Annotated in this window: 21 protein-coding genes; 6 read left to right on the top strand and 15 right to left on the bottom strand. The window is 64.7% G+C overall.

Going from position 1 to position 23,139, the window contains the following annotated elements:
- Window positions 1-62 precede the first annotated feature (62 nt).
- Entirely contained in the window at window positions 63-350 is a 288-nt protein-coding gene (gene gatC / locus D5687_RS06215) for an Asp-tRNA(Asn)/Glu-tRNA(Gln) amidotransferase subunit GatC (RefSeq protein ID WP_125198910.1), read from the bottom strand.
- 398 nt (window positions 351-748) lie between these two features.
- Here gatC and D5687_RS06210 point away from each other — a divergent pair, with 398 nt between their 5' ends.
- From D5687_RS06210 to mreD, 3 genes are read left to right on the top strand one after another with little or no spacing between them, the layout of a single operon-like run.
- Window positions 749-1,786, top strand: coding sequence for a rod shape-determining protein (locus tag D5687_RS06210; protein WP_125198909.1), 1,038 nt, complete (start codon window positions 749-751; stop codon window positions 1,784-1,786).
- Between the two features lie 11 nt (window positions 1,787-1,797).
- Entirely contained in the window at window positions 1,798-2,751 is a 954-nt protein-coding gene (mreC, locus tag D5687_RS06205; protein ID WP_125198908.1) for a rod shape-determining protein MreC, read from the top strand.
- Window positions 2,741-3,214: a rod shape-determining protein MreD gene (mreD, locus tag D5687_RS06200; protein WP_158611781.1), complete on the top strand. Its 474-nt coding sequence runs from the start codon at window positions 2,741-2,743 to the stop codon at window positions 3,212-3,214. Before mreC ends, mreD begins: the two co-directional genes overlap by 11 nt.
- A gap of 31 nt (window positions 3,215-3,245) precedes the next feature.
- On the opposite strand, the gene D5687_RS06195 is transcribed toward mreD, so the two are convergent.
- Window positions 3,246-3,608, bottom strand: a complete 363-nt coding sequence (locus D5687_RS06195; protein ID WP_125198906.1) for a diacylglycerol kinase — start codon at window positions 3,606-3,608, stop codon at window positions 3,246-3,248.
- A gap of 69 nt (window positions 3,609-3,677) precedes the next feature.
- Window positions 3,678-4,058: a glycine cleavage system protein GcvH gene (gcvH, locus tag D5687_RS06190; protein ID WP_125198905.1), complete on the bottom strand. Its 381-nt coding sequence runs from the start codon at window positions 4,056-4,058 to the stop codon at window positions 3,678-3,680.
- 241 nt (window positions 4,059-4,299) lie between these two features.
- Here gcvH and D5687_RS06185 point away from each other — a divergent pair, with 241 nt between their 5' ends.
- Entirely contained in the window at window positions 4,300-6,351 is a 2,052-nt protein-coding gene (locus D5687_RS06185; RefSeq protein ID WP_125198904.1) for a TonB-dependent receptor domain-containing protein, read from the top strand.
- Window positions 6,352-6,546: 195 nt separating this feature from the next.
- On the opposite strand, the gene D5687_RS06180 is transcribed toward D5687_RS06185, so the two are convergent.
- On the bottom strand, window positions 6,547-7,518 hold the full coding sequence (locus D5687_RS06180; RefSeq protein ID WP_125198903.1) for a sigma-54-dependent Fis family transcriptional regulator: 972 nt from the start codon (window positions 7,516-7,518) through the stop codon (window positions 6,547-6,549).
- 109 nt (window positions 7,519-7,627) lie between these two features.
- Between D5687_RS06180 and D5687_RS06175 the strand changes: the two genes are divergently transcribed.
- Window positions 7,628-8,875, top strand: coding sequence for a multifunctional CCA addition/repair protein (locus D5687_RS06175; RefSeq protein WP_125198902.1), 1,248 nt, complete (start codon window positions 7,628-7,630; stop codon window positions 8,873-8,875).
- 21 nt (window positions 8,876-8,896) lie between these two features.
- On the opposite strand, the gene D5687_RS06170 is transcribed toward D5687_RS06175, so the two are convergent.
- From D5687_RS06170 to ppsA, 9 genes are all read right to left on the bottom strand, one after another.
- Window positions 8,897-9,781, bottom strand: a complete 885-nt coding sequence (locus D5687_RS06170) for an alpha/beta hydrolase (protein ID WP_125198901.1) — start codon at window positions 9,779-9,781, stop codon at window positions 8,897-8,899.
- Window positions 9,782-9,858: 77 nt separating this feature from the next.
- A complete protein-coding gene (metE, locus tag D5687_RS06165; RefSeq protein ID WP_125198900.1) occupies window positions 9,859-12,153 on the bottom strand; it encodes a 5-methyltetrahydropteroyltriglutamate--homocysteine S-methyltransferase in 2,295 nt (764 codons plus the stop codon).
- A gap of 89 nt (window positions 12,154-12,242) precedes the next feature.
- The gene (locus tag D5687_RS06160; RefSeq protein WP_125198899.1) at window positions 12,243-14,357 is read right to left on the bottom strand and encodes a diguanylate cyclase; all 2,115 of its coding nucleotides are present in this window, start codon (window positions 14,355-14,357) and stop codon (window positions 12,243-12,245) included.
- 375 nt (window positions 14,358-14,732) lie between these two features.
- A complete protein-coding gene (locus tag D5687_RS11270; protein ID WP_158611780.1) occupies window positions 14,733-14,885 on the bottom strand; it encodes a hypothetical protein in 153 nt (50 codons plus the stop codon).
- Window positions 14,886-15,296: 411 nt separating this feature from the next.
- A complete protein-coding gene (locus D5687_RS06155; protein WP_125198898.1) occupies window positions 15,297-16,214 on the bottom strand; it encodes an ROK family protein in 918 nt (305 codons plus the stop codon).
- 116 nt (window positions 16,215-16,330) lie between these two features.
- Window positions 16,331-16,828: a thiol peroxidase gene (gene tpx, locus D5687_RS06150; protein WP_125198897.1), complete on the bottom strand. Its 498-nt coding sequence runs from the start codon at window positions 16,826-16,828 to the stop codon at window positions 16,331-16,333.
- Between the two features lie 96 nt (window positions 16,829-16,924).
- Window positions 16,925-17,395, bottom strand: a complete 471-nt coding sequence (locus D5687_RS06145; RefSeq protein ID WP_125198896.1) for an HAD family hydrolase — start codon at window positions 17,393-17,395, stop codon at window positions 16,925-16,927.
- Window positions 17,396-17,398: 3 nt separating this feature from the next.
- Window positions 17,399-18,511 (bottom strand): iron-sulfur cluster carrier protein ApbC, encoded by a 1,113-nt coding sequence (apbC, locus tag D5687_RS06140; RefSeq protein ID WP_125198946.1) that lies wholly within the window; start codon window positions 18,509-18,511, stop codon window positions 17,399-17,401.
- Window positions 18,512-18,606: 95 nt separating this feature from the next.
- Window positions 18,607-21,000: a phosphoenolpyruvate synthase gene (gene ppsA / locus D5687_RS06135; protein ID WP_125198895.1), complete on the bottom strand. Its 2,394-nt coding sequence runs from the start codon at window positions 20,998-21,000 to the stop codon at window positions 18,607-18,609.
- Window positions 21,001-21,180: 180 nt separating this feature from the next.
- On the opposite strand from ppsA, the gene D5687_RS06130 reads away from it, so the two are divergent.
- Window positions 21,181-22,125 carry an MBL fold metallo-hydrolase gene (locus D5687_RS06130; protein ID WP_125198894.1) on the top strand — a complete coding sequence of 315 codons (945 nt, stop codon included), beginning with the start codon at window positions 21,181-21,183 and terminating at the stop codon, window positions 22,123-22,125.
- A 101-nt stretch (window positions 22,126-22,226) separates the two neighbouring features.
- On the opposite strand, the gene D5687_RS06125 is transcribed toward D5687_RS06130, so the two are convergent.
- Both D5687_RS06125 and D5687_RS06120 read right to left on the bottom strand, forming a co-directional pair.
- Window positions 22,227-22,445: a hypothetical protein gene (locus D5687_RS06125; RefSeq protein ID WP_125198893.1), complete on the bottom strand. Its 219-nt coding sequence runs from the start codon at window positions 22,443-22,445 to the stop codon at window positions 22,227-22,229.
- Entirely contained in the window at window positions 22,438-23,118 is a 681-nt protein-coding gene (locus tag D5687_RS06120; protein WP_125198892.1) for a hypothetical protein, read from the bottom strand. Before D5687_RS06120 ends, D5687_RS06125 begins: the two co-directional genes overlap by 8 nt.
- Between the last annotated feature and the right edge of the window lie 21 nt (window positions 23,119-23,139).

The raw sequence follows: 23,139 nt of genomic DNA, 5'->3' as shown, positions 1-23,139 counted from the left end.
CCCCTTGCAGGCAATGTGGGCGGCGCTCAGAACATCGCCGGGCGGTGCCGGCGGGATACGGCTTACTCGATGACTTTTGGCACCAGGAAAAGACCCTGTTCCTGGGCCGGCGCACCTTCCATCAGGGTCTCGCGCTGGTCGGTCTCGGTAACCGAGTCGGGGCGCAGCCGCTGGACCTGGTCGAGCGGATGGGCCATCGGTTCGAGCTCGTTGAGCCTTGGGTCGTCCAGGCGACTGGCCTGGTCGAGAATACCGTTGATATCCGAGCGCAGCGCCTCGGTCCATTCCGGCTCGACGGCAATACGGGCGAGATGGGCCACGGTTTGCAACTGGTCATTGGTCAACGACATCGTCGTCACCCCTCAAGAACGTGGTTGGCGTGTCTGGTTTGGTCTGCGGGTACCGTTCGCCCGCCAAATTCGGCGGGAACCCATCGACAAATGCCTTGTCTAATGGCGCCTGCCGGTAGGCGGAAATTCCGGCGGAAGCCTACCACAGCCGCGCCTGCCTGCCGAGTCCGGCACTTGCCTGAACGCGCGCATGTTGCTACCTTAACCGCTTATTTTTCGCGGCACCGCGGCGACGGTTTCCGACCGCTCACCGGGCGGATGACCCCTGCCAAAGCAGGCGAGTCGGACCGCGCAAACGGGAAAGGACTCAGGCAATGCCGCTCCGCCGCGGCATTGCGACAATGGACCGCCCCACCGGTCCGACCACATACAGCAGACATCATTCGGTTATAACCCCCATGTTCAAAGGCTTCCGCGGAATTTTCTCCACCGACCTGTCCATCGATCTGGGCACGGCAAACACCCTGATCTACGTCTCCGGCAAGGGCATCGTCCTCGACGAACCCTCGGTGGTCGCCCTGCGGAACGATGGCGGACAGACCGTGATCCAGGCCTACGGCAACGAGGCCAAGCAGATGGTCGGCCGTACGCCGAAATCGATCCACGCCGTGCGCCCGCTGCGTGATGGCGTGATCGCCGACTTCCACGTCACTGAGAAGATGCTGCAGCACTTCATCAAGAAGGTGCATTCCTCGCACTGGTTCCGCCCCAGCCCGCGCGTGCTGGTCTGCGTGCCGGTCGGCGCGACCCAGGTCGAGCGCCGCGCGATCCGTGAATCCGTTCTTTCCGCCGGCGCCCGCCGCGCCTTCATCATCGAGGAGCCAATGGCGGCCGCGATCGGTGCCGGTGTCGACGTCGACGAGCCGCGCGGCTCGATGGTGGTCGACATCGGTGGCGGCACCTCCGAGGTGGGCGTCATCTCGCTCGACGGCATCGTCTACTCGTCTTCCGTGCGCATCGGCGGCGACAAGTTCGACGAATCGATCATCGCCTTCGTCCGCCGGCACTACGGCATCCTGATCGGCGAGGCGACTGCCGAGCGGATTAAGAAGGAAATCGGCTCGGCCTACCCGGGCAAGGAACTGCGCGAGATCGACGTCAAGGGTCGCAACCTCGCCGAGGGCGTGCCGCGCAGCTTCACGCTCAACTCCAACGAGATCCTAGAGGCGCTGCAGGAGCCGCTGTTCGGCATCGTTCAAGCCGTGCGCGCCGCCCTCGAGCAGACGCCGCCGGAACTCGGCGCAGACATCGCCGATCGTGGCATTGTCCTGACCGGCGGCGGTGCGCTGCTGCGCGATCTGGACAAACTGGTCATGGAAGAGACCGGACTCCCGGTCGTGGTCGCCGAAAACCCGCTCACCTGCGTGGCACGGGGCGGCGGCAAGGTCCTCGAATTGATCGACCAGCGCAACAACACTCTCTTCGCTGACGAGTAACGGCGCCGGTCATGGCGCTTTTCGATTCCCACCGCCCCGGATTCAACCTGCTCCTGGTGCTGGTGGTGATCTCGATCGCCCTGATGAGCCTCGACCGAATCGGCACCCGCTGGGTTAGTCAGCTCGATCAGGGACTGGGCGGTGCTACTGACGGCATCGTCAAGGCCATTCACCAACCGGTGGTGGTGTCCCGCGGCATCGGCCAATGGTTCGTCGAACGCCGCGAACTCCATGCAGAAGTCGACCGTTTGCGCGATGAGAACACGCTGCTCCGGGGCCAGATGCAGCAGTTCGTCGCCCTGCAGCGTGAAGTCGACGAACTACGCGCCATGCTCAATGGAGAGGCCAGCGCCATCCCCGGCGTGCTGCTTGCCCGACGCGTCGGACACCCTCCTAGCCTGCAGGGCAATCTCTTCACGATCGGTCGTGGTCACGGCGATGACGTTCGCCCCGGTGACCCGGTCATCGACGCCCACGGAGTCGTTGGCCAGATTCTGCGCAGCACCCGTAGCGGTGCGACCGTCATCCAACTGACCTCGCGCGACCACATGCTCTCGGTCCTCCTCGGCGATACCGGCCGCACCGCTCTGCTCCGTGGCACCGGTAACCGCCAGATGATTGCCGAGCGTGTGCCCGAGCGCACCACCATCGAACCAGGCGATCTGCTGACCACCTCCGGTATCGACACCGCCTTCCCGCGTGGCTACCCGGTCGCGCGTGTCACCTCCATCGAGATGGACGAGGCCCAGGGTTTTATCCGGCTGATCGCCGAGCCAGTCGCCGATCTCGAGCGCCTCGATCATGTCTTGGTGATCACCGAGGCACCCGACGCACCAGACGACTCGGGGTCGGAGTCGGATACCGCGCTGGAGCAACCAGCGATCACACCACCCGCCGACAGCGCCGCTGACGAGTCCACGCCACCAGATGCCACGCCGGCCACGGGAGCGACCGATGACGACTAGCTGGTTCGCCATCATCCTGACGAGCATCGCGGCACTGGCACTAACCCTGCTGCCCCTGCCCGCGACGATGCAGCTGCACAACCCGCAATGGCTGCTTCTCACGATAATCTTCTGGTCGCTCTACCGCCCGGCGCAAGCGGGAATGATCTATGCCTGGATCGCCGGGCTGATGCTCGACGTGGCGACCAATGGCCTGTTGGGTCTCAATGCCCTGCTGTTCACGATGACGGCGTTCCTCGTCCTGTCGTTGCGACAGCGACTCGGGGTGGCGCCCCTGCTCTCTCAGGCCCTTCTGATTGCGGGCTTCACCCTGGTCTACCTGATGGTGGCGCTGTGGGTGGAAGGCGTGGCCACCGACCTGGTGTCCATGGCCACCTACCTCTCGCGTGCGCTCAGTAACCTGGCGGCATGGCCCGTGGTGTTCTTCCTGCTCAGCCGACTGGCACGCATCTCGGAGCGCTAGCCCGACCCACGGCATGGCTCCTGCGACATGCTCAGTCGAACAACAGCACTCCCCAGACCACCGCGGCAATCACGATCGCCATCAACACGGCCGCCGATCCGACATCCTTGGCCCGCCCCGACAGCTTGTGTGGATCGGGACCGATGCGATCGACCACCGCCTCGATTCCGGTGTTGACCAACTCCACCATCAGCACCTGGAGCACCACCGCAATCAAGACGGCTCGCTCCAGCGCGCTTTCGCCGACGAACCATGCCACCGGCACGGCTACCATGGCGACCACGACTTCCTGCCGGAAGGCCTCTTCCTTGCGCCAGGCCGCTCGCAAACCCTGCAGGGAATAACGCAGGGCGTACCAGACGCGCCTCAGGCCGTAGTTCTGTGCGGACGCCATCGGTTCCTCTCTCGGCTCAGGGGCGAGCGGACCGTCGACAACGGCTCGCCGGACCCGCGGCAACGTCGGTCAGTCGGTGGACTCGAGCATGCGGCCGTATTCGTCCGGGCTCATCCACTCGGCCGGCTCGCCCTCCATGCGGATTTTCAGGATCCAGCCCTCGTCGAGCGGATCGTCGTTGACCAGTTCCGGGCTGTCCTCGAGCGCCTCGTTGACCTCGAGCACCTCACCGTCGACCGGGCAAAGCACGTCTGACGCCGCCTTGACCGATTCGAGCGTGGCACAGGGCGCGCCCTCGGAGACCGCCTGCCCCACGTCCGGCAGATCGGCGAACACCACGTCGCCCAGCATTTCCTGGCCCTGCTCGGTCACCCCCACCGTGATCACGTCGCCTTCAACCGTGTACCACTCGTGGGTTTCGCCGTAGCGCCGATCCTGCAGAATTTCCATGGGCGACTCCTTCGTCGGGTAAAGCGGGTAAACAGGCCCGCGATTCTGGCACAAACCGCCAACCTTCTCGATTATCCCCATGCGCCCCATTGCGGCAAATGCCACACGGATTGCGGCATCTGCCACGCTCAAGGGATCGTCTGCAATGACAAATCAACACCTTGCCGATGGCCCGTTTCCTGCTGTGTAGGGCGTCAATACGCCACCGCCAACCTACAACACAGTGAGGAACGATTCCCGCATGACTGCCGCTTGCCCGCACCGCCGCCCCACCCGCCTGCACACCGCCATTCTCGCCAGCGTGGCCACGATGACAGCCGGCACCCAGACTGCCGCCGCTCAGGGGCTGGACACGATCCTGATTACCGCTCCCGAACCGGTATCGATCGACCAACCGGTCACGCTGACGGCCGAGGACACGGCACCTCGCGCCGACCTGGCTGAGGTGCTTCGCGAGATCAGCGGTGTCAACGCCGGACGCATGTCCGGGCATGGCCTCGATCCGATTATCCGCGGGCAACGTGAACACCAGCTCAACGTATTGCTCGACGGGGCGGGGATCGCCAATGCCTGCCCGAACCGCATGGACCCACCCACCAGCTTCGGCAACCTAGCCGGCTACGACGAGGTCGAGGTACGCAAGGGCGTGACCACCCTCACCCGTGGCCCGGGTGGCAGTGGCGGCAGCATCGATCTCACCCGCAACACCTTCGAGCGCGCCGCCGAGGTCGGCATGCAGTCACGCTTCGGTTTCGCCACCAGCAGCAACGGCCTGACCGATCAGAGCAGCGCCGACGTACTGGTGAGCAACGGCCAGGCCTACGGCCGCGTGATCGGCCAGATTGCCAACGGCGAGAACTACGAGGACGGCGACGGCAACGAGTTGCCCTCGTCGTTCAAGCAGCGCAGCGGCACCATCATCGGTGGCTATCGCGTGTCCGATGTGACCGGCATCGAGGTGTCAGTCGACCGCAACCGCATGCTCGACACCCGCTACGCCGGCACCGGCATGGATTCGATATTCGACAACGCCAGCATCTACCGCCTGGACGGCCGACTGGGGGATATCGAAGGTCCGGTCGACGCGGTGCGCCTGGAAGTCTCACGCGCCAATGTCGACCACCTGATGGATAACTACAGCCTGCGCGAGCTGACCGCCCCGATGCCGATGGAGGCGCCGGCTGAGTCGCACACCACCACCGCCCGACTCACGGCGTCATCACGCATCAACCAAATCGAGATCGACTACGGCCTCGATTTCCAGCGGGTGGAGCAAGATGCACAGGCGATCAACGCGATGACCGACATGCTCATCTTCCGCCAGTGGCCGGATGGCCAGACGGACCAGGTGGGGGCATTCCTGCAAGGCGACTGGCAACTCGATGACGACAACTCCCTGCGCGCCGGGCTGCGGATGGATCGCTTCGAGAGCGAGATCGATACCAGTCTCGACAAGAGCATCGCCACGAACATGATGGTGCCAGCCGACATCAGAGAGTCCGCCCGCGAGGCGAAGAGCGACACGGAAATTAGTGCCCTGCTTCGCTACAAACATTCCTTTGACTCGAACCTCTCCGGTCACGTCGGCATCAGCCGTACCGCGGTCGCGCCCAACCTGACCCAGAAGTACATCACCTTGTTGATGAACGGCATGCTGGCGAAAGTGGGCAACCCGGATCTGGAGCCGGAAATCCACCACCAGATCGAGGCCGGCCTGTCGTGGCAGAACGAGCGCCTCAGCACGACGGCCAACCTGTACGTCGACCAGGTCGACAACTACATCTTGCAGGACCGGCAGATCGCGGGCCTGATGCCGATGACCACCAGCTTCCGTAATGTCGACGCCCACCTCTACGGCGGCGAAATCGACCTGCGTTATGCCGTGACCGACTGGCTGGCGACCGAGGCGCAATTGGCCTTTGTGCGTGGGCGCAACACCAGCGACTCGCGCGACCTGCCGCAGATCCCGCCGCTGTCGGGCAACCTCGGGGTGCGCGCCGAACGAGGGGCGCTGGATGGCGCCGTGGTCCTACGCTGGGCGGGTCGCGCCGAGGCCACCGACGAACAGAGCGGACTGGACACTACAGAGACGGCCGGATATGCCGTGCTCGACCTCAACGCGGGCTACGACATCACCCGTAACTGGCGAATGGAAGCCGGAGTCGACAATGTCTTCGACCGGACCTACGCCCAGCACGTCAACCGGGTCTATAGCGGCGCATTTGGTGACCCGACCAGCCGGATCAACGAGCCGGGGCGCACGGTCTGGGCACGCCTCACCGCCACGTTCTGATTACCTTTCCACCTCCAGACTGCCACGCCTCGGCGTGGCCTTGCGGCAGCTTCGGCTGCCGTTTTTTTTGGCGCAACGGGGCGGGCGATGACACCAACGACCACTCCCAATCACAACGGCGCCACGCAAAGGCCCCGTCTCAGACGGTGCTGAAACGGGGCCTTTAGTTTCGAGACGAGGTCCGTTCGTCAGGTGCTATTCAATGGCGAACTTCTTCAGACGATAAAGAAACGTGTCACGCGAGAGGTGCAGCAGGCGCGCGGCGTGTGACTTGTTGCCGCCGGTGTGAGCAAGGGCCTGGCGCAGGAGATCGCTCTCGACGGCCTCGAGATCGACGCCGCCTTCCGGCAGCACGAAACCCGGCGCAAGCGGACCCCCGCGTTCGCTCTGCGCCGCCGATCGCATCGCCGTCGGCAATGCCTCGACGTCGACCACGCCGCCCGCGTGGAAGATCACCAGCCGCTCGGCCAGCTGCTTGAGCTCGCGAACATTGCCCGGCCAGCGGTAACGACGCAACACCCCGGTAGCGCGTGCCGTCAGACGAGGTATCGCCACCTCATTGCGAGCGGCGTTTTCTTCCAGGAAACGAGCGAACAACCAGTCGACGTCACCCTGACGGTCACGCAGCGGCAACAGCTCGACCGGCACGCCGGCCAGGCGAAAATAGAGGTCGGCTCGGAATTCACCCGCCTCGACCATGCCGGCGAGATCCCGGTGAGTCGCCGCCACCACGCGCAGGTCAACCCGACGCGTGCCGGTCTCCCCCACGGCGCGCGTCTCGCCGTTTTCCAGAAGCCGCAGCAGTTTTGACTGCAGGCCCAATGGCAGCTCGCCCAGCTCGTCGAGAAACAGCGTGCCACCGTCGGCCTGGTCGACCAGTCCCGCCTGGTCGGCCAGCGCCCCGGTGAACGCCCCGCGACGGTGACCGAACAGGGTCGATTCGGCCAGCTCGTCGGGGATGGTCGCGCAATTGACTGTGACCAATGGACGAGCGGCACGCGGCGAGCCGGCATGGATCGCGCGCGCAGCCAGCTCCTTGCCGGTGCCGGTCTCACCCGTGATCAGCACCGTCGCCTCGGTCGCCGCGACCAGACCGATGCTGCGCAGCGTGGACTCGAAACGTGGCGACTGGCTCTGCAATGCCTCAAGATAGGGGTTCGCGTTCATGGCGATCTGTCCATAACGTGACGGGAATGGCGCCCAGTCTACCGCTACCGGCCGTCACGATAAAGCCAGTTTTGCCGCCCAAAACCTGACTCAATCACCCGGAGATACGATGTCCGATACGGTCACCGACAACCTCGAGTGCTACATCGTCGGCGGCGCCGTGCGTGACCAGTTGCTCGGCCGAAAAGTGGTCGACCACGACTGGGTGGTCGTCGGCGCCACGCCCGAGGAGATGCTCAGCCGTGGCTTTCGCCAGGTCGGTGCGGACTTTCCCGTGTTCCTCCACCCGGAGACCGGCGAGGAATACGCGCTGGCCCGCACCGAACGCAAGCAGGGACGCGGCTATCACGGCTTTGCGGTGCATGCCGCCCCGGAGGTCACCCTCGAGGATGATCTGGCCCGGCGCGACCTGACCATCAACGCCATGGCCATGCGTGAGAACGGCGAGGTGGTCGATCCGTTCGGTGGTCGCGAGGACCTAGAGGCCCGCCGGCTGCGCCACGTCGGCCCCGCCTTTGTAGAGGACCCGTTACGCGTGCTACGCGTGGCGCGGTTCGCCGCCCAGCTGGGCGCTCATGGATTCGAGGTCGCCGAGTCGACTGCCTCGCTGATGCGCCAGATGAGTGCCAGCGGGGAGCTTGCCGATCTGGTTCCCGAGCGCGTCTGGGCGGAGACGGTCAAGGCACTGGGAACCGAACGACCCTCACGCTATTTCGCCGTACTCCACGAGGTCGACGCCCTGGTCGAGACGTTTCCCGAGGTCGAGGCGCTGTTCGGCGTGCCCCAGCCCAAGGAATACCACCCCGAGGTCGACACAGGGATCCACACCCTGCTCGTACTGGATGCGGCAGCCGACCTGAGCGACTCGATCGGAGTACGCTTTGCCGCGGTCTGCCACGACCTGGGCAAGGCACTGACGCCCCCGGAGGAATGGCCCCGTCATATTGGCCACGAACGACGCGGCGTCGAGCCGACACGGGCCCTGTGCGAGCGCCTGCGCACCCCCAAGGCGATTCGCGAGCTGGCCCTGACCGTCACCGCCCAGCACGGCCGGATTCATCGCGCCCTGGAAATGCGTGACAGCACCCTGGTCGACCTCATCGACGAGCTCGACGCCCTGCGGCGCCCGGAGCGATTCGAGGACATCCTGACCGTCTGTCATGCCGACTCGCGCGGCAAGCCCGGCAAGGAATCGGTCGACTACCCGGAGGGGGACTGGCTACGCCGAGTGCGTGAGACGGTGGCCACGATTTCGCCCCAACCGCTGCTTGAACAGGGGATTCGGGGCAAGGCGCTGGGCGAGGCCCTAAGGCGCGAACGCATCCGGGCGGTCGCCGAACTGCCCCGCCCGCAGTAAGCAAGTCGAGGCCGCTGGACCTTACTCGCTCATTGCCTGCGCCGGCCCGGTCGGCGGCACCCGGCCGAGAAACCGCGATACCGTCGACAGGACCCGGTCGTCGAAGGGGAATACGTTCGACAGGCTGACCACCACGCCGGCATGACGCAGATTGTCGACGCGCAACAGCTCGACGGGCACGCCGACCCGTTCCAGTCGCTCGGCCATCCGCTCGGTATTGCGTGGGTCGACCACCGGGTCATCGTCGCTGACCACCAGCAACGTCGGCGGCACTTCGCCGTCCACCCAGTTGATCGGCTGGCTCGACTCAAGTGGGTCGGCAGGCTCAAAGATGCGTTCGAGCTCGGCATCATTTAGCGGCAGGAAATCATAGGGCCCGGCAAGCCCCGCCCAGGACGTAACCCAGTCCCGCGCGCCGCCGACTGCCTCAAGGTAGCGATCGTCGGTCACCAGCATGGCCACGTTGTAGGCCCCCGCCGAATGTCCCATCAGTGACAGGCGTGCCGGATCGGCACCGTGATCGTGGGCATGCGCCCGTGCCCAAGCCACCGCCCGGGCCGAGTCATACAGGAAATCGGGGTAGCGCACCTCGGGGTAGACGCGATAGTCCGGAATCATCACGACGAATCCCCGACTGGCCAGCGTCCTACCGAGGAAGGCATAAGTGGAGCGATCCCCCGTCTGCCAGCTCCCGCCCCAGAAGAACACCACCAGCGGTGCCCCCTGGGCGTCGACCGGGCGATAGACGTCCAGCGCGAGGTCGCGCTCGGCATCGAAGACCACGTCCTTGGTCACCATGACCGACTCACTGGGCGCGAGTGATTCGAGCACCTTCGCCCCGGAACAAGCCGTCAGGTTCAGCAGGCTGACCGTCGCGGCGGTAAATACCGTCAGAAATCGCTTCACGAGGTGGCTCCGGGGTGATGGCGCACTGTCTTCAAGGTGCGCCGAGTGTAGACCCCGCCACGCGTGCGTGAGTCGCTTTATTCGCAGCGGGACTCGCGCCGCAGGTCGCGCGCTGCAGCGACCAGGTTTTGCAACCCAGCCCTCACCTCCTCCCAGCCGCGTGTCTTGAGGCCGCAATCGGGATTCACCCACAGGCGATCCACTGGCACCTTGTCCAGTGCCAGCCGCAGCCGGTCACCAATCTCCGCCACGCTCGGCACCAATGGAGAGTGGATGTCCCAGACGCCCGGGCCGATCTCGTTGGGATACTCAAACTCGGCAAAGGCATCGAGCAGCTTCATGTTCGAGCGCGTCGTCTCGATGGTGATCACGTCGGCGTCCAACGCGGCGATCGCCGCGATGATGTCGTTGAACTCGCTGTAACACATGTGGGTGTGGATCTGGACGTCATCCGGCGCCACCGCAGTGGCGAAACGAAAGGCACGCACCGCCCAGTCGAGATAGCCATCCCAGCCGGCACGACGTAGCGGCAGCCCTTCTCGAAACGCCGGCTCATCGACCTGGATCGCGGCGATGCCGGCGGCGCACAGGTCGGCGACCTCTTCGCGCAGCACCGCGGCAAGCTGATACGCGACCTCTTCACAGGACAGGTCATCGCGCACGAACGACCACGAGAGCATCGTGACCGGACCGGTCAGCATCCCCTTGACCGGCCGATCGGTGAGCGACTGCGCATACCGACTCCAGTCCACGGTCAGGGGACGGGGACGCGCCACGTCGCCCCAGATGATCGGCGGCTTGACGCAGCGCGAGCCGTAGGACTGCACCCAGCCGGTGCGGGTGAAGGCAAAGCCCTCGAGCTGCTGGCCGAAGTACTCGACCATGTCGTTGCGCTCGGGCTCGCCATGCACCAGCAGGTCCAGACCCAAGGTCTCCTGCTCGCGGATCGTGTCGGCGATCGCCACGCGCATCGCCTGCTCGTAGGCAGAAATATCGATTTCCCCGCGGCGATACGCGCGGCGTGTTGCCCGGATTTCGTCGGTCTGCGGGAACGAACCGATGGTCGTGGTGGGCAGGATCGGCAGGTTCAATCGCGCCTGCTGCGCCTTCGCGCGATCGACATACGGACGAGCCCGTGCCGGCTCTTCGGCAAGCGATCGGGCCAACCGATCACGACGCTGCGCATCCCGACGGCCATTCAATGCCTCCAGCTGTTGCCGCGCCGTGATAGTCGCCTCGAGCGCTTCGGCGATCGCCTCGCGGCCCTCGGCCAAGCCACGCGCCAGCAATGACAGCTCGCCGAGCTTCTGTCGGGCAAAGCTCAGGTTTGCAGCCAACGCAGGCGGCAAATCGGTTTCCTCGCCGGCATCCAGCGGCAGGTGCAACAGCGAGCAGTTAGGGGCCAGCCACAGGCGCTCGCCCAGTCGCTCATGGAGTGGCTCAAGTCGATCGAGCAGTGCCGACAGATCTGCCCGCCAGATCGATCGGCCGTCCAGCACGCCCGCGGAGAGTACCTTGAATCCCGGCAATCGATCCGCGAGGGCCTCGAGGTCGTCCCCGGCGGATACGTCGACGTGCACGCCATCCACGGGCAGGTTGGCCAACAAGGTCAGACGTCCATCCACCGGCGAGAAGTAACTCGCCAACATCAGGCGCAACCCAGGTGTCTTCAGGCGGTGATAGATCGGCTCGAATGCCGCCAGCCAGCCCGTTGGAAGGTCCAGCCCCAGGATCGGCTCATCGAGCTGGACCCACTCCGCCCCGAGAGCGGCGATCTCGCTCAATAGCGTGGCGTAGGCATCGGCCAGCTCCGGGGCGCGCTGCAAGCGTGCGTCGCGATCGACACCGGCGCTTAGCCAAAGGAAAGTCAGTGGGCCAATCAGCACCGGTTTGCTGGCCGGGTCATCGGCGAGCGATTCGCGAATCTGGCTCAGCAGCCGATCGGCATCGAGTCGGAACGGGCGCTGCGCATCCAGTTCGGGGACCAGGTAGTGGTAGTTCGTATCAAACCACTTGGTCATCGCCAACGGCGCGAGATTGCCCTGCTCGGACGGCTCCCCCCGAGCCAGGGCAAACAGCGAATCGAGATCGTTGGGCAGGTCGCCGAAGCGAGTAGGCGCTTGCCCGAACAGCAGGCAGAGGTCCGCCATGCCGTCGTAGAAGGTGAAATCAGCGCAGGCCGGTCGCCCTACGCCGGCCTCGCGGTACCACTGGTGTGAGTCGGCCCGCACCTGACGTGCGGTTTGCTGCAGTGCGTCGATGTCCGTTTCGCCGCGCCAATAGCGCTCCAGGGCCCACTTCAGGGCGCGGTCGCGCCCGATCCGGGGGAAACCCAGGGTGTGCGTGACGGGGTAGGTGCTCGCAACCGGCATGTCGATTCCTCTGTGTTTCGGGTGATGGATTCACCCTATCGGAATGCAACATGCATTTTTTGTCGCCTTATTCGACCATTTAATTAGTTTCATTCATTATCAGGCGACCCCGGTGAGTTAACCAGGTCCCGATGGAAGACGACGGTGTCATCCTTGGTTTCCTTGGCGCGGTACATGGCGGCATCTGCCCGCCTCGTCAGGCCATCGAGGGTGTCGGCATCGTCGGGGAAGCGGGCAAAACCGATGGAGGCGCGGACGTGAACCAGCTGAGTGGTCCCATCGAGCATCATGGGTTCCCGCAGAGACTCGAGTAGTGAGTCGCCCAATCGAAGTACGTCCTCGTCGTTACGCACGCCGTAGAAGGCGATCACAAACTCGTCGCCCCCCAATCGGGCGACGATGTCCTCACCCCGACCGACGCCAGACAGACGCCGGGCGACCTCGCGCAACACCTGGTCACCAACGTGGTGCCCGAGGGTGTCGTTGATGGGTTTGAATCCATTCAGATCGACAAAGGCCAAGGCAATACCCGTGCCCTCGCGAATCGCGTGCAGGCGCGCCTGCTCGAACCGCTCCTCGAGACCGGACCGGTTGAGCATGTCGGTCAACGGATCATGCAGGGCACGATGATGCATGGCCTGCATGCGGCGGTGCCGGGTCGTGACATCGCTCAGCACGACGACGTAGCGACTCACGCGCTGGCGATCATCACGAATCAGGTCCACCGACCAGCCCAGAACACGCTCCCGGCCGTCGGGCAGCCGACAAGCCAACTCCTCGCTCCAGCGGCCCCGCTGTCTAAGCCCACGCAGGCATGACTCGAGCCGCCGCCGGCTTTTATCCAGCACCTCGGGGGTGGTCAGCCGCTCGCCGACCAGGGCCTTGGACGGCAAGCCCACCAGACGCTCAAAGGCCGGATTGACAGCCAGCACCCGGCGATGGCGATCCAGTATGACTATCGAATCCCCTGCGCCTTCGAACACCGCTGTCGCCAGCCCTTCCAGCTGCTCGAAGGCCTGCCGATCCGACAAATCGGTCAGGGTGCCGACCAGACCTGCTTGCCCGTACGACGCCGCGGTTACCGGCTCGACCCGCACCTCGACCGGGGCTTCTACCCCGTCGCTTCGCATCACACGAGTCGTCAATACCACCCGATCTCGGCGGGAGGGACCGAATGGGACTTGCTCGGACTGATGCATCCGCTCGGTGGCCTCACGGATCGGCCGTCGCTCGTCCTCGGGGAACAGATTCAGCCACGGCGCCCCTATCATCCCCTGCGCAGGACGGCCGATCATGCGCTCATAGGCCGGGCTGACATAGATCAACTGCCCCGCCCCATCCGTGCGGAATACCGCGTCACTGACGTTCGAGGTGACATCGCGCAGCAAGCGTTCGGAGTCGACCATCAGTCGTTGTTGCGCCTGCCAGCGGACGGCGAGCCACATCACCAGCAGCCCGGCCATCAGGGCCACGAGTTCGGCGATTCGAGTCAGCCAGGTGACCATCGTGCTTGGTTTGCTGGGCTGCATGGCGAGCTGCCATCGCCCGTCCAGGGCGATCACCGGTGTTCTCAGGGTATTTTCCTGACGGAAAATCTCGGGGTGACCGAGAAAAACCGCTCCTTCGGCTCCAAGGCCATCCATCCCACGCACGGCCAGCGTGCCTTCCGTCAGTTCGTCCGATACCCCGGCCGCTTCGAACAAGCGCATCACGTCGATCGGGGTGGAAACCACGCCCCAATACTCGTCTGCCCCGTCCTGATCGCGATCGAAATACACCGGAACCCGATGAATAACCGCGTAGCCGCCCTGAATCAGTTCGTATGGGCCACCGAGCACCGGTTCGCCACTTTGCATGGCCCGGCGCAACGACACCCCCTGCACTGGATGGGCGGCGAGGTCCACGCCAATGGCGGCCTCGTTGCCTTCCAGCGGGATGCTGACCTGGATCACATTGTCCGGCGCAATGGCGATCGACCGGATGACCGGTGTGCGTTCAAGCATCCGCTCGGCAACGGACCGCAGGCTGGGTTCATCCAGTCCACGGTTGACTTCAATCATCGCGCCAACCCCATCGGAGACATTGGAGGCCTGGTTGAGCTGGGATTCGATACGAGTTCGGATCTGGGCCAGGTCGTCGAGGTCGGCCTGCAAGACGGCGGTTGTGAGCTGGCGCTCAACCACCCAGATGGTCGCTAGCAACACGCCACTAACCACAAAGCCCGCGGCGAGGGGCGGAAGAATCCGTTTCAGCCGGGCAAAAAGGGGCTGGGAACCGAAAGAGGTCGGCTCCGTTTCCTGCTGATATCCGGCCGACCGGCCGACGTGGAAACTACCCACCACCGATCTCCCTGTTTATGCGAATAACCCCATGAAGGAGTCTAGTTCAGAGCGCCGCCATCACCGTTAGCCTGACTACCGGAGCCGGGACGCCTTGCCGACCGTGGAAATGAAAAAGCCGGCGCCCTAAGAAGGGCGCCGGCCTTATCGCTTCATAGCGGAAACGATGATCTTGATTGAGGTGGCCCGGAAGATCTGAGGCGCTCAACCTCCCCGGCCGGAATTTTTTTCATGTCAGCATCAACTGTGCTGATGTCGGTGCTCCCGTTCTTCCTGGGCGTGCTTGGCATCGCCGGACCTCTTCCAGAGCATCCAGAACGCTGCCAACGGCATGCCGACGATGCCGATCATGGCGAGGATGCTGATAAGCACGATTTGCAGTTCAATGTCCATGACAATCAACCTCCGATTGTTTGATCGCATGACCGCCTTGGGCCAGGCCAGGTCATGGCTTCGAATTTAGACCCTGCTTATGCACCTATCAACCCAGTAGATCACTGCAGTATTCCTCAACCCCTTTTGGCCACCGGAAATCGGCGTCAGCGCAGGCGTTTGCCAATGGAAAAGGGAAACTCTGTACGGTTCGATGGCATCTCTGGCTCGCGGGTTTGTTCGCAATCAAGGCGCCGAAGCGAAGACGGGCTCGTTACCCCTTTAGGGACGGCAAAACCGAGTGCGGGAAAACCCGCGAGCCCCGTCCGGGCGGGCCTCCAAGGACCCATCTGCAGCATCGCTGGGTTCGTCCGTGAACCCTCGCCCTTCGGGCCGGCTTGCATTTGGGCCCTTGGAGGTCCCGCAGAGACGTCATCGAACCGGGCAGTGTTTCCCTAGGAACGCCGCCCCACGCACGCCGCTGGAATCCCCGAAGCGCGGCGCCACCAACCGGGTGGTGATCGGGTCGGAGAAGACGAACTCGTCCCACTGCCGCGGCACCTTCTGGTAGAGCCGTTCGACGTTCGACATCCCGCCTCCGAGCACGATCACGTCCGGATCGAACAGGTTGATCACGTGCGCCAGTGCGCGGGCCAGCCGCATCTCGTAACGAGCGAGGCTCGCGTTGGCCGCGTCATCTCCGGCCAGCGCTCGGGCCACGATGGTCTCACCGCCAAGCGACTCGCCAGTGCGCTCGGCGTGATCGCGCTCGAATGCCGGCCCGGAAAGCCATTGCTCGATGCAGCCCTTGAGGCCACACCAGCAGGCAGGCCCGGGCGACTCACCCGTCTCCGCCCAAGGCAGTGGGTTGTGCCCCCACTCACCGGCAATCGCGTTGCGTCCGACCAGAACCCTGCCATCGACTACCAACCCGCCACCCACGCCGGTACCGAGGATCACGCCGAAAACCGAATCAGCGCCCGCCGCGGCCCCGTCATCCGCGGATTCGGATAACGCGAGGCAGTTGGCGTCGTTGGCCATCAGCACCTCGCGCCCAAGACGGGCCTCGAGATCCGCCTTGAGCGGTCGATCGTTGAGGACCACCGAGTTGGCGTTCTTGATCAGACCGGTGCGCGGCGAAATCGTGCCGGGGGTACCCACCCCAATGCCGTCGGCCCGACCGCACTCGCGCTCGGCGCGTTCGATCAGCGCGGCCATGGTCTCGACCGTTCCGGCGTAGTCACCCTTTGGCGTGGGTTCACGTTCCCGCCAGCGGATGTGGTTGTCGGGGTCAAGCACCGCGACTTCGATCTTGGTGCCGCCCAGGTCGACGCCCAGTCGATTGCTCATCGCATCATTCCCCTGCTCCAGAAAGACAGCGGCCCGGCCGCGAAGCGGATCAACATCCGTCCACGTACCGGGCCTGAATCTACGCCCGGTCGAGGCCGGACGCGGTCTGACTCGGATCAAAGCGCGCCAAGGGCGGCCTCGTAATCCGGCTGATCGGCAATCTCGCCGACCTGCTCGACGTGAAGCACCGTGTCGTCAGGGCCCAGAACGACCACGGTGCGTGCCGCGAGGCCCGCCAGGGGACCATCGGCGATGCGCACGCCGTAATCGTCGAGAAATTCCGGGTGACGGAAGGCCGAGAACATGGCGATGTTATCCAGCCCCTCCGCCTCGGCAAAACGGCCCTGGGCAAACGGCAGGTCCATGGAGATACCGAGCACCACCGTATCGCCAAGCTCACCGGCACGACGATCGAACTCGCGCACCGATTTGGCACAGGTGCCGGTATCCAGGCTCGGGAAGATATTCAGCACCTTCTTCTTGCCCGCAAACGCCTCCAGCCCCTTGTCGGAGAGATCGCTCGCGGTCAGCGAGAACGCGGGCGCCTTGTCACCCACGGACGGCAGCTTGCCGGCAACGTTGACGGGCGTACCCTTGAATGTGACCTGGGACATGGATTGCCTCCTTTCTCTTGAGCCAGCTGAACTGGCAGAAATGACTGTCGAAATCGTTGAAACGCGAACGGCAGTGCGCCGCGTCGTCGAGGGTTGTCAGTTGCGTAGCGTCGCGATCAGCCGCTTGGGTTTCAAGAGTAGATCAAGGGCGCTGTTGATGTCCGGGCAGATCACGTCGCAGGCATCCAGCGCGTGGCGCGAGAGTCCCTCGGGCTGCATTACGCCGACACCCAGCACGGCTTCGGCCAGCATCAGGGCATCGTTGCGGCCATTGCCGATGGTGACGCACTCACGGGCCGAGAGGGTACGTACGTAACGCTGCTTGGCTTCATCCTGAAGATGATCGGACAGCGTCGAGAGCGTCACCGGCAAATCCACCAGTCGCCCTTCGACATCACCGTAGGTGTCGGCCGTGATCACGTGGACATCGACGTGCTTGGCCAGTTCACGCAGACGCTCGCCCACGCCCTCGACCAGGGCGCCGTCGAGCGCCAGCGTGCCGTTGTAGTCGAGCACCAGATGCGACAGGTGCAGGACGCCCCGACTGGGGATGGTGATTTCCAGCATGGTTTACTCCTCGATGACGATTTCCGGTCCAGTCTGTTCCTGCGAGCGCACTGCCCGCCCGAGGCCGGCCGCCAGGCGCCGCGCGGCCTGCCGGTAGGTGCTGGCCAGGGCGCCGGACGGGTCCTTGGCAACCGTCGGGGTGCCGGCATCCAGATCCTCGCGGATCCGCAGGTCCAGGGGCAGACGCCCCAGCAGCTCGGTGCCGTACTGGCGGGCGATCGATTCACCGCCACCCTCGCCGAAGATTGCCTCGACGTGACCGCAGTTCGAACAGACGTGGGTCGCCATGTTCTCGATCACGCCCAGGATCGGCACGTTGACCTTGTTGAACATGGTGATCGCCTTGCGCGCATCCAGGGTGGCAATCTCCTGGGGCGTGGTCACGATCACGCTGCCAGCTACCGGCACCTTTTGCGCAAGTGTCAGCTGCACGTCACCCGTGCCCGGCGGCATGTCGACGATCAGGTAATCCAGGCCGTCCCAGCGGGTGTCGTTGAGCAACTGCATCAGGGCCGAGGTCACCATCGGGCCACGCCATACCATCGCCGATTCCTCGTCGACCAGATAACCGATCGACATGGTCTGCAGGCCATGGGCCTCGACGGGGGCCATCGACTTGTCGTCAACCTGGCGCGGCTTTTCACTGCTACCCAACATGCGCGGCTGGCTCGGGCCGTAGATGTCGGCATCCAGCAGCCCCACCTTCGCGCCATCGGCGGCCAGGGCCAGGGCGAGGTTGATGCTGGTGCTCGACTTGCCCACGCCGCCCTTGCCCGAGGCCACCGCGATGATGTTCTTCACGCCGGGCAGGGGCTTGCCGTGCAGGGCCGAGCCCTCGGGGGCGACGAAGGCCACCGTGACGGCGGGGGCGAGCGAGGTATCAACGCTGGCGACAGCCTCACGAACCCGACTGGTCAACTCGGCCTCCCAGTCGCCCGGCGGGTAGTCGAGCACGATATCGATCTGGCACGACTTGTCGCCGCATTCGACACGTTCGACCGCCCCCGATTCGGCCAGAGTCTGGTCGTTATTGGGATCGTGAATCGCCTCCACCGCACGCTGGATCTCGGCGTTTCGTTCGTCGTTCGCGTTGCGCTTCTTGCCGAACAGGCCCATCAATCTCGTCACTCCGCTTGGTTCTTTTGGCGCTGAACCGGCGCGACAGCCGGCAGGACCCCCTAGAGTAGCAAAATCGGACCAATTCGGTCTGGTTATGCCAGACGTTTCTCGGCCTCGAGCACCGTCTGCTGCATGGGCAGGAGACTGTCGGGGTTGAGCGACAGGCTCGAGATGCCCTGCTCGACCAGCCACTCGCTGATCTCGGGGAAATCCGAGGGCGCCTGGCCACAGATCCCGATGTATTTGCCCTGCGCGCGACAGGCAGCAATCGCCATGGCCATGAGTTTCAACACCGCCGGGTTGCGCTCGTCGAGCCCCTCGATCAGGGAGGAATCGCGATCGACCCCCAATGTTAGCTGAGTGAGGTCGTTCGAGCCGATGGAAAAGCCATCGACGTGTTCGAGGAATTCCTCGGCGAGCAGCGCGTTGGCGGGGATCTCGCACATGAGGTAGACCTTGAGGTCGTGCCGCCCGCGCTCCAACCCCGCCTTGGCCATCAGGGCGAGCACCCGGTCGACCTCCTCAACGCTGCGCACGAAGGGCAACATCACCTGGGCATTGGTCAGGCCCATCCCCTCGCGCACCCGGCGCAGGGCCTCGCACTCGAGCAGGAACGCCTCGGCGAACGACTCGGCGTAGTAACGCGACGCGCCGCGGAACCCGAGCATCGGGTTTTCCTCGTGCGGCTCGAATCCCGCCCCGCCGACCATCGCGGCGTACTCGTTCGACTTGAAGTCCGACAGGCGCACGATCACCGGCCTTGGATGGAAGGCTGCCGCGATCGTGCCCACGCCCTCGGCGAGTTTCTGGATATAGAACTCGCGTCGATCGGAGAAACCCACGGTATGTCGGTCGATCTCGGCCTGCGTTTCGGCATCCAGCTGGTCGTATTCGAGCAACGCCCGCGGGTGAATCCCGATGCGGTTGTTGATGATGAATTCCAGTCGCGCCAGCCCCACCCCGGCCGCCGGCAGCGAGGCCAGCCGGAAGGCCTGCTCGGGATCGCCGAGATTGATCATCAGGTCCGTTCGTGTGGTCTCGGTCCCCGACAGATCAAGCCGCTCCACCGTGAACGGCAACACACCGCGATAGACATGCCCGGTGCTGCCCTCGGCGCAGGAGACGGTCACCTCCTCGCCGTCGGGCACCCGCTCGGTGGCATCGCCGCAGCCGACGATCGCCGGGATGCCCAGTTCGCGGGCAATGATGGCCGCATGACAGGTCCGTCCACCCCGGTTGGTCACGATCGCACCGGCCCGCTTCATGATCGGCTCCCAGTCCGGGTCGGTCATGTCGGTGATCAGGATCTCGCCATCGTCGAGCTTGGCCATTTCCGCCGAGGACTCGATCGTGCGCGCCCGGCCGGCCGCAATGCGCTCGCCGACGCTCTTGCCTTCAACCAGCACCTCGCCCCGCTCTTCCAGCCGGTAGGTGGCGTGGGTGGCGGCCTCGCGCTGCGAGTGGACCGTCTCGGGACGGGCCTGGAGAATGAACAGCTCACCGCTGTCCCCGTCCTTGGCCCACTCGATGTCCATCGGACGGAATTCGCCGGCCTGCTCGCTGTAGTGGCGCTCGATCTCCACGGCAAAGCGGGCCAGCGTCAGCACCTCCTCGTCCGTGATCGCGAAGCGTTGCCGTTCCTCGAGCGGCACGTCGACGTTGCGGGTCGAGGCACCGTGGCGGGCATCCTCGGTGTAGATCATGCGGATCGCCTTCTCGCCCAGCTGGCGCGAGACGATCGGGCACAGCCCGTCCTTGAGCATCGGCTTGTAGACGTAGAACTCGTCCGGGTTGACCGCCCCCTGCACCACGTTCTCGCCCAGTCCGTAGGCCGCGGTGATGAACACGGCATCCCGAAAGCCCGACTCGGTGTCGATGGTGAACATCACGCCCGAGGCGGCCTTGTCCGAGCGCACCATCTTCTGCACCCCGGCCGACAGGGCCACCGCCATGTGGTCGAACCCCTGGTGCACCCGGTAGGAGATGGCCCGGTCGGTGAACAGCGAGGCGAACACGTGGCGGATGCTGTCGATCAGGGCCTGTTCGCCGGCGATATTGAGATAGCTTTCCTGCTGGCCGGCGAACGACGCGGTGGGCAGATCCTCGGCGGTGGCCGAACTGCGCACGGCCACGTCCGTGTTCTCGCCGTACTCCCGACCCAGTTCCCGGTACGCCGCGACGATCTCCTCGGCAAGGTCCGCCGGCATCTCGCCCTCGGCAATCCAGCCGCGGATCTGCAGTCCGGCCTTTTCCAGCGCGGTGACGTCGTTGGTATCGAGCGAACCGAGTACCTCGCCGATCCGGTCGGTCAGATCGTTGTGCTCGAGGTAATGGCGATAGGCTTCGGCGGTGGTGGCAAAGCCATCCGGCACCCGCACGCCGCGCTCCGCCAGCTGGGCCACCATCTCACCCAGTGAGGCGTTCTTGCCACCGACCGTGGCCACGTCGTTCATACCCAGTTCGGAAAATCGCCGCACAAAGCGCATTACTGCCTCTCCCTTGATCGTTTCCGGCCGCCCCACATCGCGTGACCATCGCCCTATCGATGGCCCTTGAGATGGACCTGGATCGAGCTTAGCACCGGCCGGGGCCTCGTTGCGGGAACCTTTCCCCCAATATTCGGTCACACGCATCTATACTTGGCCGCCCCGTCACCGGAGAAACCCATGCAACGACTCACCGCCCTGCTCGCCGTCACGCTGGCCCTGCTGATCACCACCCTCGGCCATGCCGCTGGCGAAACCGTCTACCAGCCGACCGCCGAGCCGGTCACGGGCTCGGTGTACGCGATCATCGGGCCGACCGATGCCCGCACCTACGAGAACCACGGCATGAACGCCAATTACGGGGTGATTGTGACCGATGAGGGCGTGATCCTGATCGATGCCGGCCCGGGCGCCTTCAGCGGCCCGTACATCGAGCGCGCCGTCGCCAAGGTGAGCGACCAGCCGATTCGCTGGGTGGTCAACATCGGCGTGCAGGACCACCGCTGGCTGGGTAACGATTACTTCCAACAACAGGGTGCCGAGGTGATCGCCTTCGAGCAGACCGTCGAGTCGCAGAAGGCGTTCGCCGAGCAGCATATGGAAGGCCGCCTGCCCGAGGCATTGGGCGAGCGCTTCGATGGCACCAAACCGGCCTATGCCGACCGGGTCCTCGACGGTGAGTCCGCGAGCATCACGCTCGGTGGCACCGAGATCGAACTCTCACTGACCAACGCCCACTTCCCCGGCGATGCGATGGCCTACCTGCCGGAAAGCGACGTGGTGTTCACCGGTGACCTCGTCTACGTCGATCGCATGTTGGGCATCCACCCGTGGTCGAACCCGCGGAACGGGCTGGAAGCCTTCGCCCGACTCGAGGCAACCGACCCCGATCATGTCGTCCCGGGCCATGGCCGCGTCAGTGACATGGAACGGGCGCGACGCGACAGCGGCGACTACTACGACTTCCTGGTCAACACCGTCGGCGAGGCGGCCCGCAACTTCGAGGCCATGAGCGACGTCATGAACGCCAACGACGACCTCGAGGCCTTCAAGCACCTCGAGCACTACGACAGCTGGCATCGCACCAACATGAACCGCACGTTCATCCTGTTCGAAGGCATGTAGGGCGAACCGCAAGCGCCCCCGGTCGCATCGGGCGGGCGTCGGCAACAAAAAACGGGGCATCGCGCCCCGTTTTTTTCGTGCCTTGCCTCACCCCGTACTTTCTACCGCTCCGGGCGAGCCTTCTCGATCCGGCTTACCGCCAGGCGGTCACCCCCGGGAAGGACCACCCAGTCCTCGCCGTGATCCGTAACCACGTCGATCACCCGAACGCGCCGCCAGCAACCATCCATCTGTACCTCGGCGTGCCGTTTGTGCAACGCCGCGGCCTCCAGCACATCCACGATGCCGCAGCGGAAATCGGCGCCCGGTCCCTCACCCATGGGCACGATCCGCGGCGGGCGTGGTCCCGCCGGAGCGGCGATCCATCAGGTACAGAACCAGGGCCAGCAGGAACAGCACCGGCAAGGCCGATTCCATGCCCTCCTCCAAGGCGAGCATCACCATGTCGATATTCTCCGGCAGGGTGATGTCGAACTGCACCCGCAGGATCGATGGGCCGCGATCAACCGCCTTGAGAATCGGCGAGATCGCCACCGCGAACAGGGCCAGCCATCCCCAGGGACGACGCCACCCCCCGCGGGCGAACACCTCGCGCCCACCCAGCACCAGCAGCCAGATCAGCGTGATCGTCAGTCCCACCGCGACGGCACCCGCGATCAGCTTCTCGGCCATGGGCACGTTGGCCATCTGGTAATAGTCCGACTTGAACAGGCTGTCGGTGGTGAACTTCTTGTGCCAGCCCTCTTCCCGGGCCGCCAGTGCAGCGGCGATCACGGACATACCAATCCGACACCCAAGCCCGATCGGCCTGGCGAACAGCAGTATCGCGGCAAGAACCAGCCAGAACACGGCGCTGAGGTCTTCAAACCAGCCCGTTTCACTGAACATGGCATCGGCGCGCGCAGGCGGCAGCACGAGACCCAGGTAGACGAGCCAGGCGGCGTAGACCACCAGCAGCAAGCCCGTCAGGGCCACGATGGAACGTTGATTCATGGAATGTCCGTCCAAAAAATG

This window comes from Guyparkeria sp. SCN-R1 (assembly GCF_003932495.1).
In the GTDB taxonomy this organism is placed as follows: Bacteria; Pseudomonadota; Gammaproteobacteria; order Halothiobacillales; family Halothiobacillaceae; genus Guyparkeria.
Note: the sequence above shows the minus strand (reverse complement) of the source record. Positions and strands in the feature narration are given on the sequence as shown.

Coding starts and splice junctions, on each gene's coding strand:
- gatC (WP_125198910.1), bottom strand. CDS start 350: ATGTCGTTGACCAATGACCAGTTGCAAACCGTGGCCCATCTCGCCCGT.
- D5687_RS06210 (WP_125198909.1), top strand. CDS start 749: ATGTTCAAAGGCTTCCGCGGAATTTTCTCCACCGACCTGTCCATCGAT.
- mreC (WP_125198908.1), top strand. CDS start 1,798: ATGGCGCTTTTCGATTCCCACCGCCCCGGATTCAACCTGCTCCTGGTG.
- mreD (WP_158611781.1), top strand. CDS start 2,741: ATGACGACTAGCTGGTTCGCCATCATCCTGACGAGCATCGCGGCACTG.
- D5687_RS06195 (WP_125198906.1), bottom strand. CDS start 3,608: ATGGCGTCCGCACAGAACTACGGCCTGAGGCGCGTCTGGTACGCCCTG.
- gcvH (WP_125198905.1), bottom strand. CDS start 4,058: ATGGAAATTCTGCAGGATCGGCGCTACGGCGAAACCCACGAGTGGTAC.
- D5687_RS06185 (WP_125198904.1), top strand. CDS start 4,300: ATGACTGCCGCTTGCCCGCACCGCCGCCCCACCCGCCTGCACACCGCC.
- D5687_RS06180 (WP_125198903.1), bottom strand. CDS start 7,518: ATGAACGCGAACCCCTATCTTGAGGCATTGCAGAGCCAGTCGCCACGT.
- D5687_RS06175 (WP_125198902.1), top strand. CDS start 7,628: ATGTCCGATACGGTCACCGACAACCTCGAGTGCTACATCGTCGGCGGC.
- metE (WP_125198900.1), bottom strand. CDS start 12,153: ATGCCGGTTGCGAGCACCTACCCCGTCACGCACACCCTGGGTTTCCCC.
- D5687_RS11270 (WP_158611780.1), bottom strand. CDS start 14,885: ATGGACATTGAACTGCAAATCGTGCTTATCAGCATCCTCGCCATGATC.
- D5687_RS06155 (WP_125198898.1), bottom strand. CDS start 16,214: ATGAGCAATCGACTGGGCGTCGACCTGGGCGGCACCAAGATCGAAGTC.
- tpx (WP_125198897.1), bottom strand. CDS start 16,828: ATGTCCCAGGTCACATTCAAGGGTACGCCCGTCAACGTTGCCGGCAAG.
- D5687_RS06145 (WP_125198896.1), bottom strand. CDS start 17,395: ATGCTGGAAATCACCATCCCCAGTCGGGGCGTCCTGCACCTGTCGCAT.
- apbC (WP_125198946.1), bottom strand. CDS start 18,511: ATGGGCCTGTTCGGCAAGAAGCGCAACGCGAACGACGAACGAAACGCC.
- ppsA (WP_125198895.1), bottom strand. CDS start 21,000: ATGCGCTTTGTGCGGCGATTTTCCGAACTGGGTATGAACGACGTGGCC.
- D5687_RS06130 (WP_125198894.1), top strand. CDS start 21,181: ATGCAACGACTCACCGCCCTGCTCGCCGTCACGCTGGCCCTGCTGATC.
- D5687_RS06125 (WP_125198893.1), bottom strand. CDS start 22,445: ATGGGTGAGGGACCGGGCGCCGATTTCCGCTGCGGCATCGTGGATGTG.
- D5687_RS06120 (WP_125198892.1), bottom strand. CDS start 23,118: ATGAATCAACGTTCCATCGTGGCCCTGACGGGCTTGCTGCTGGTGGTC.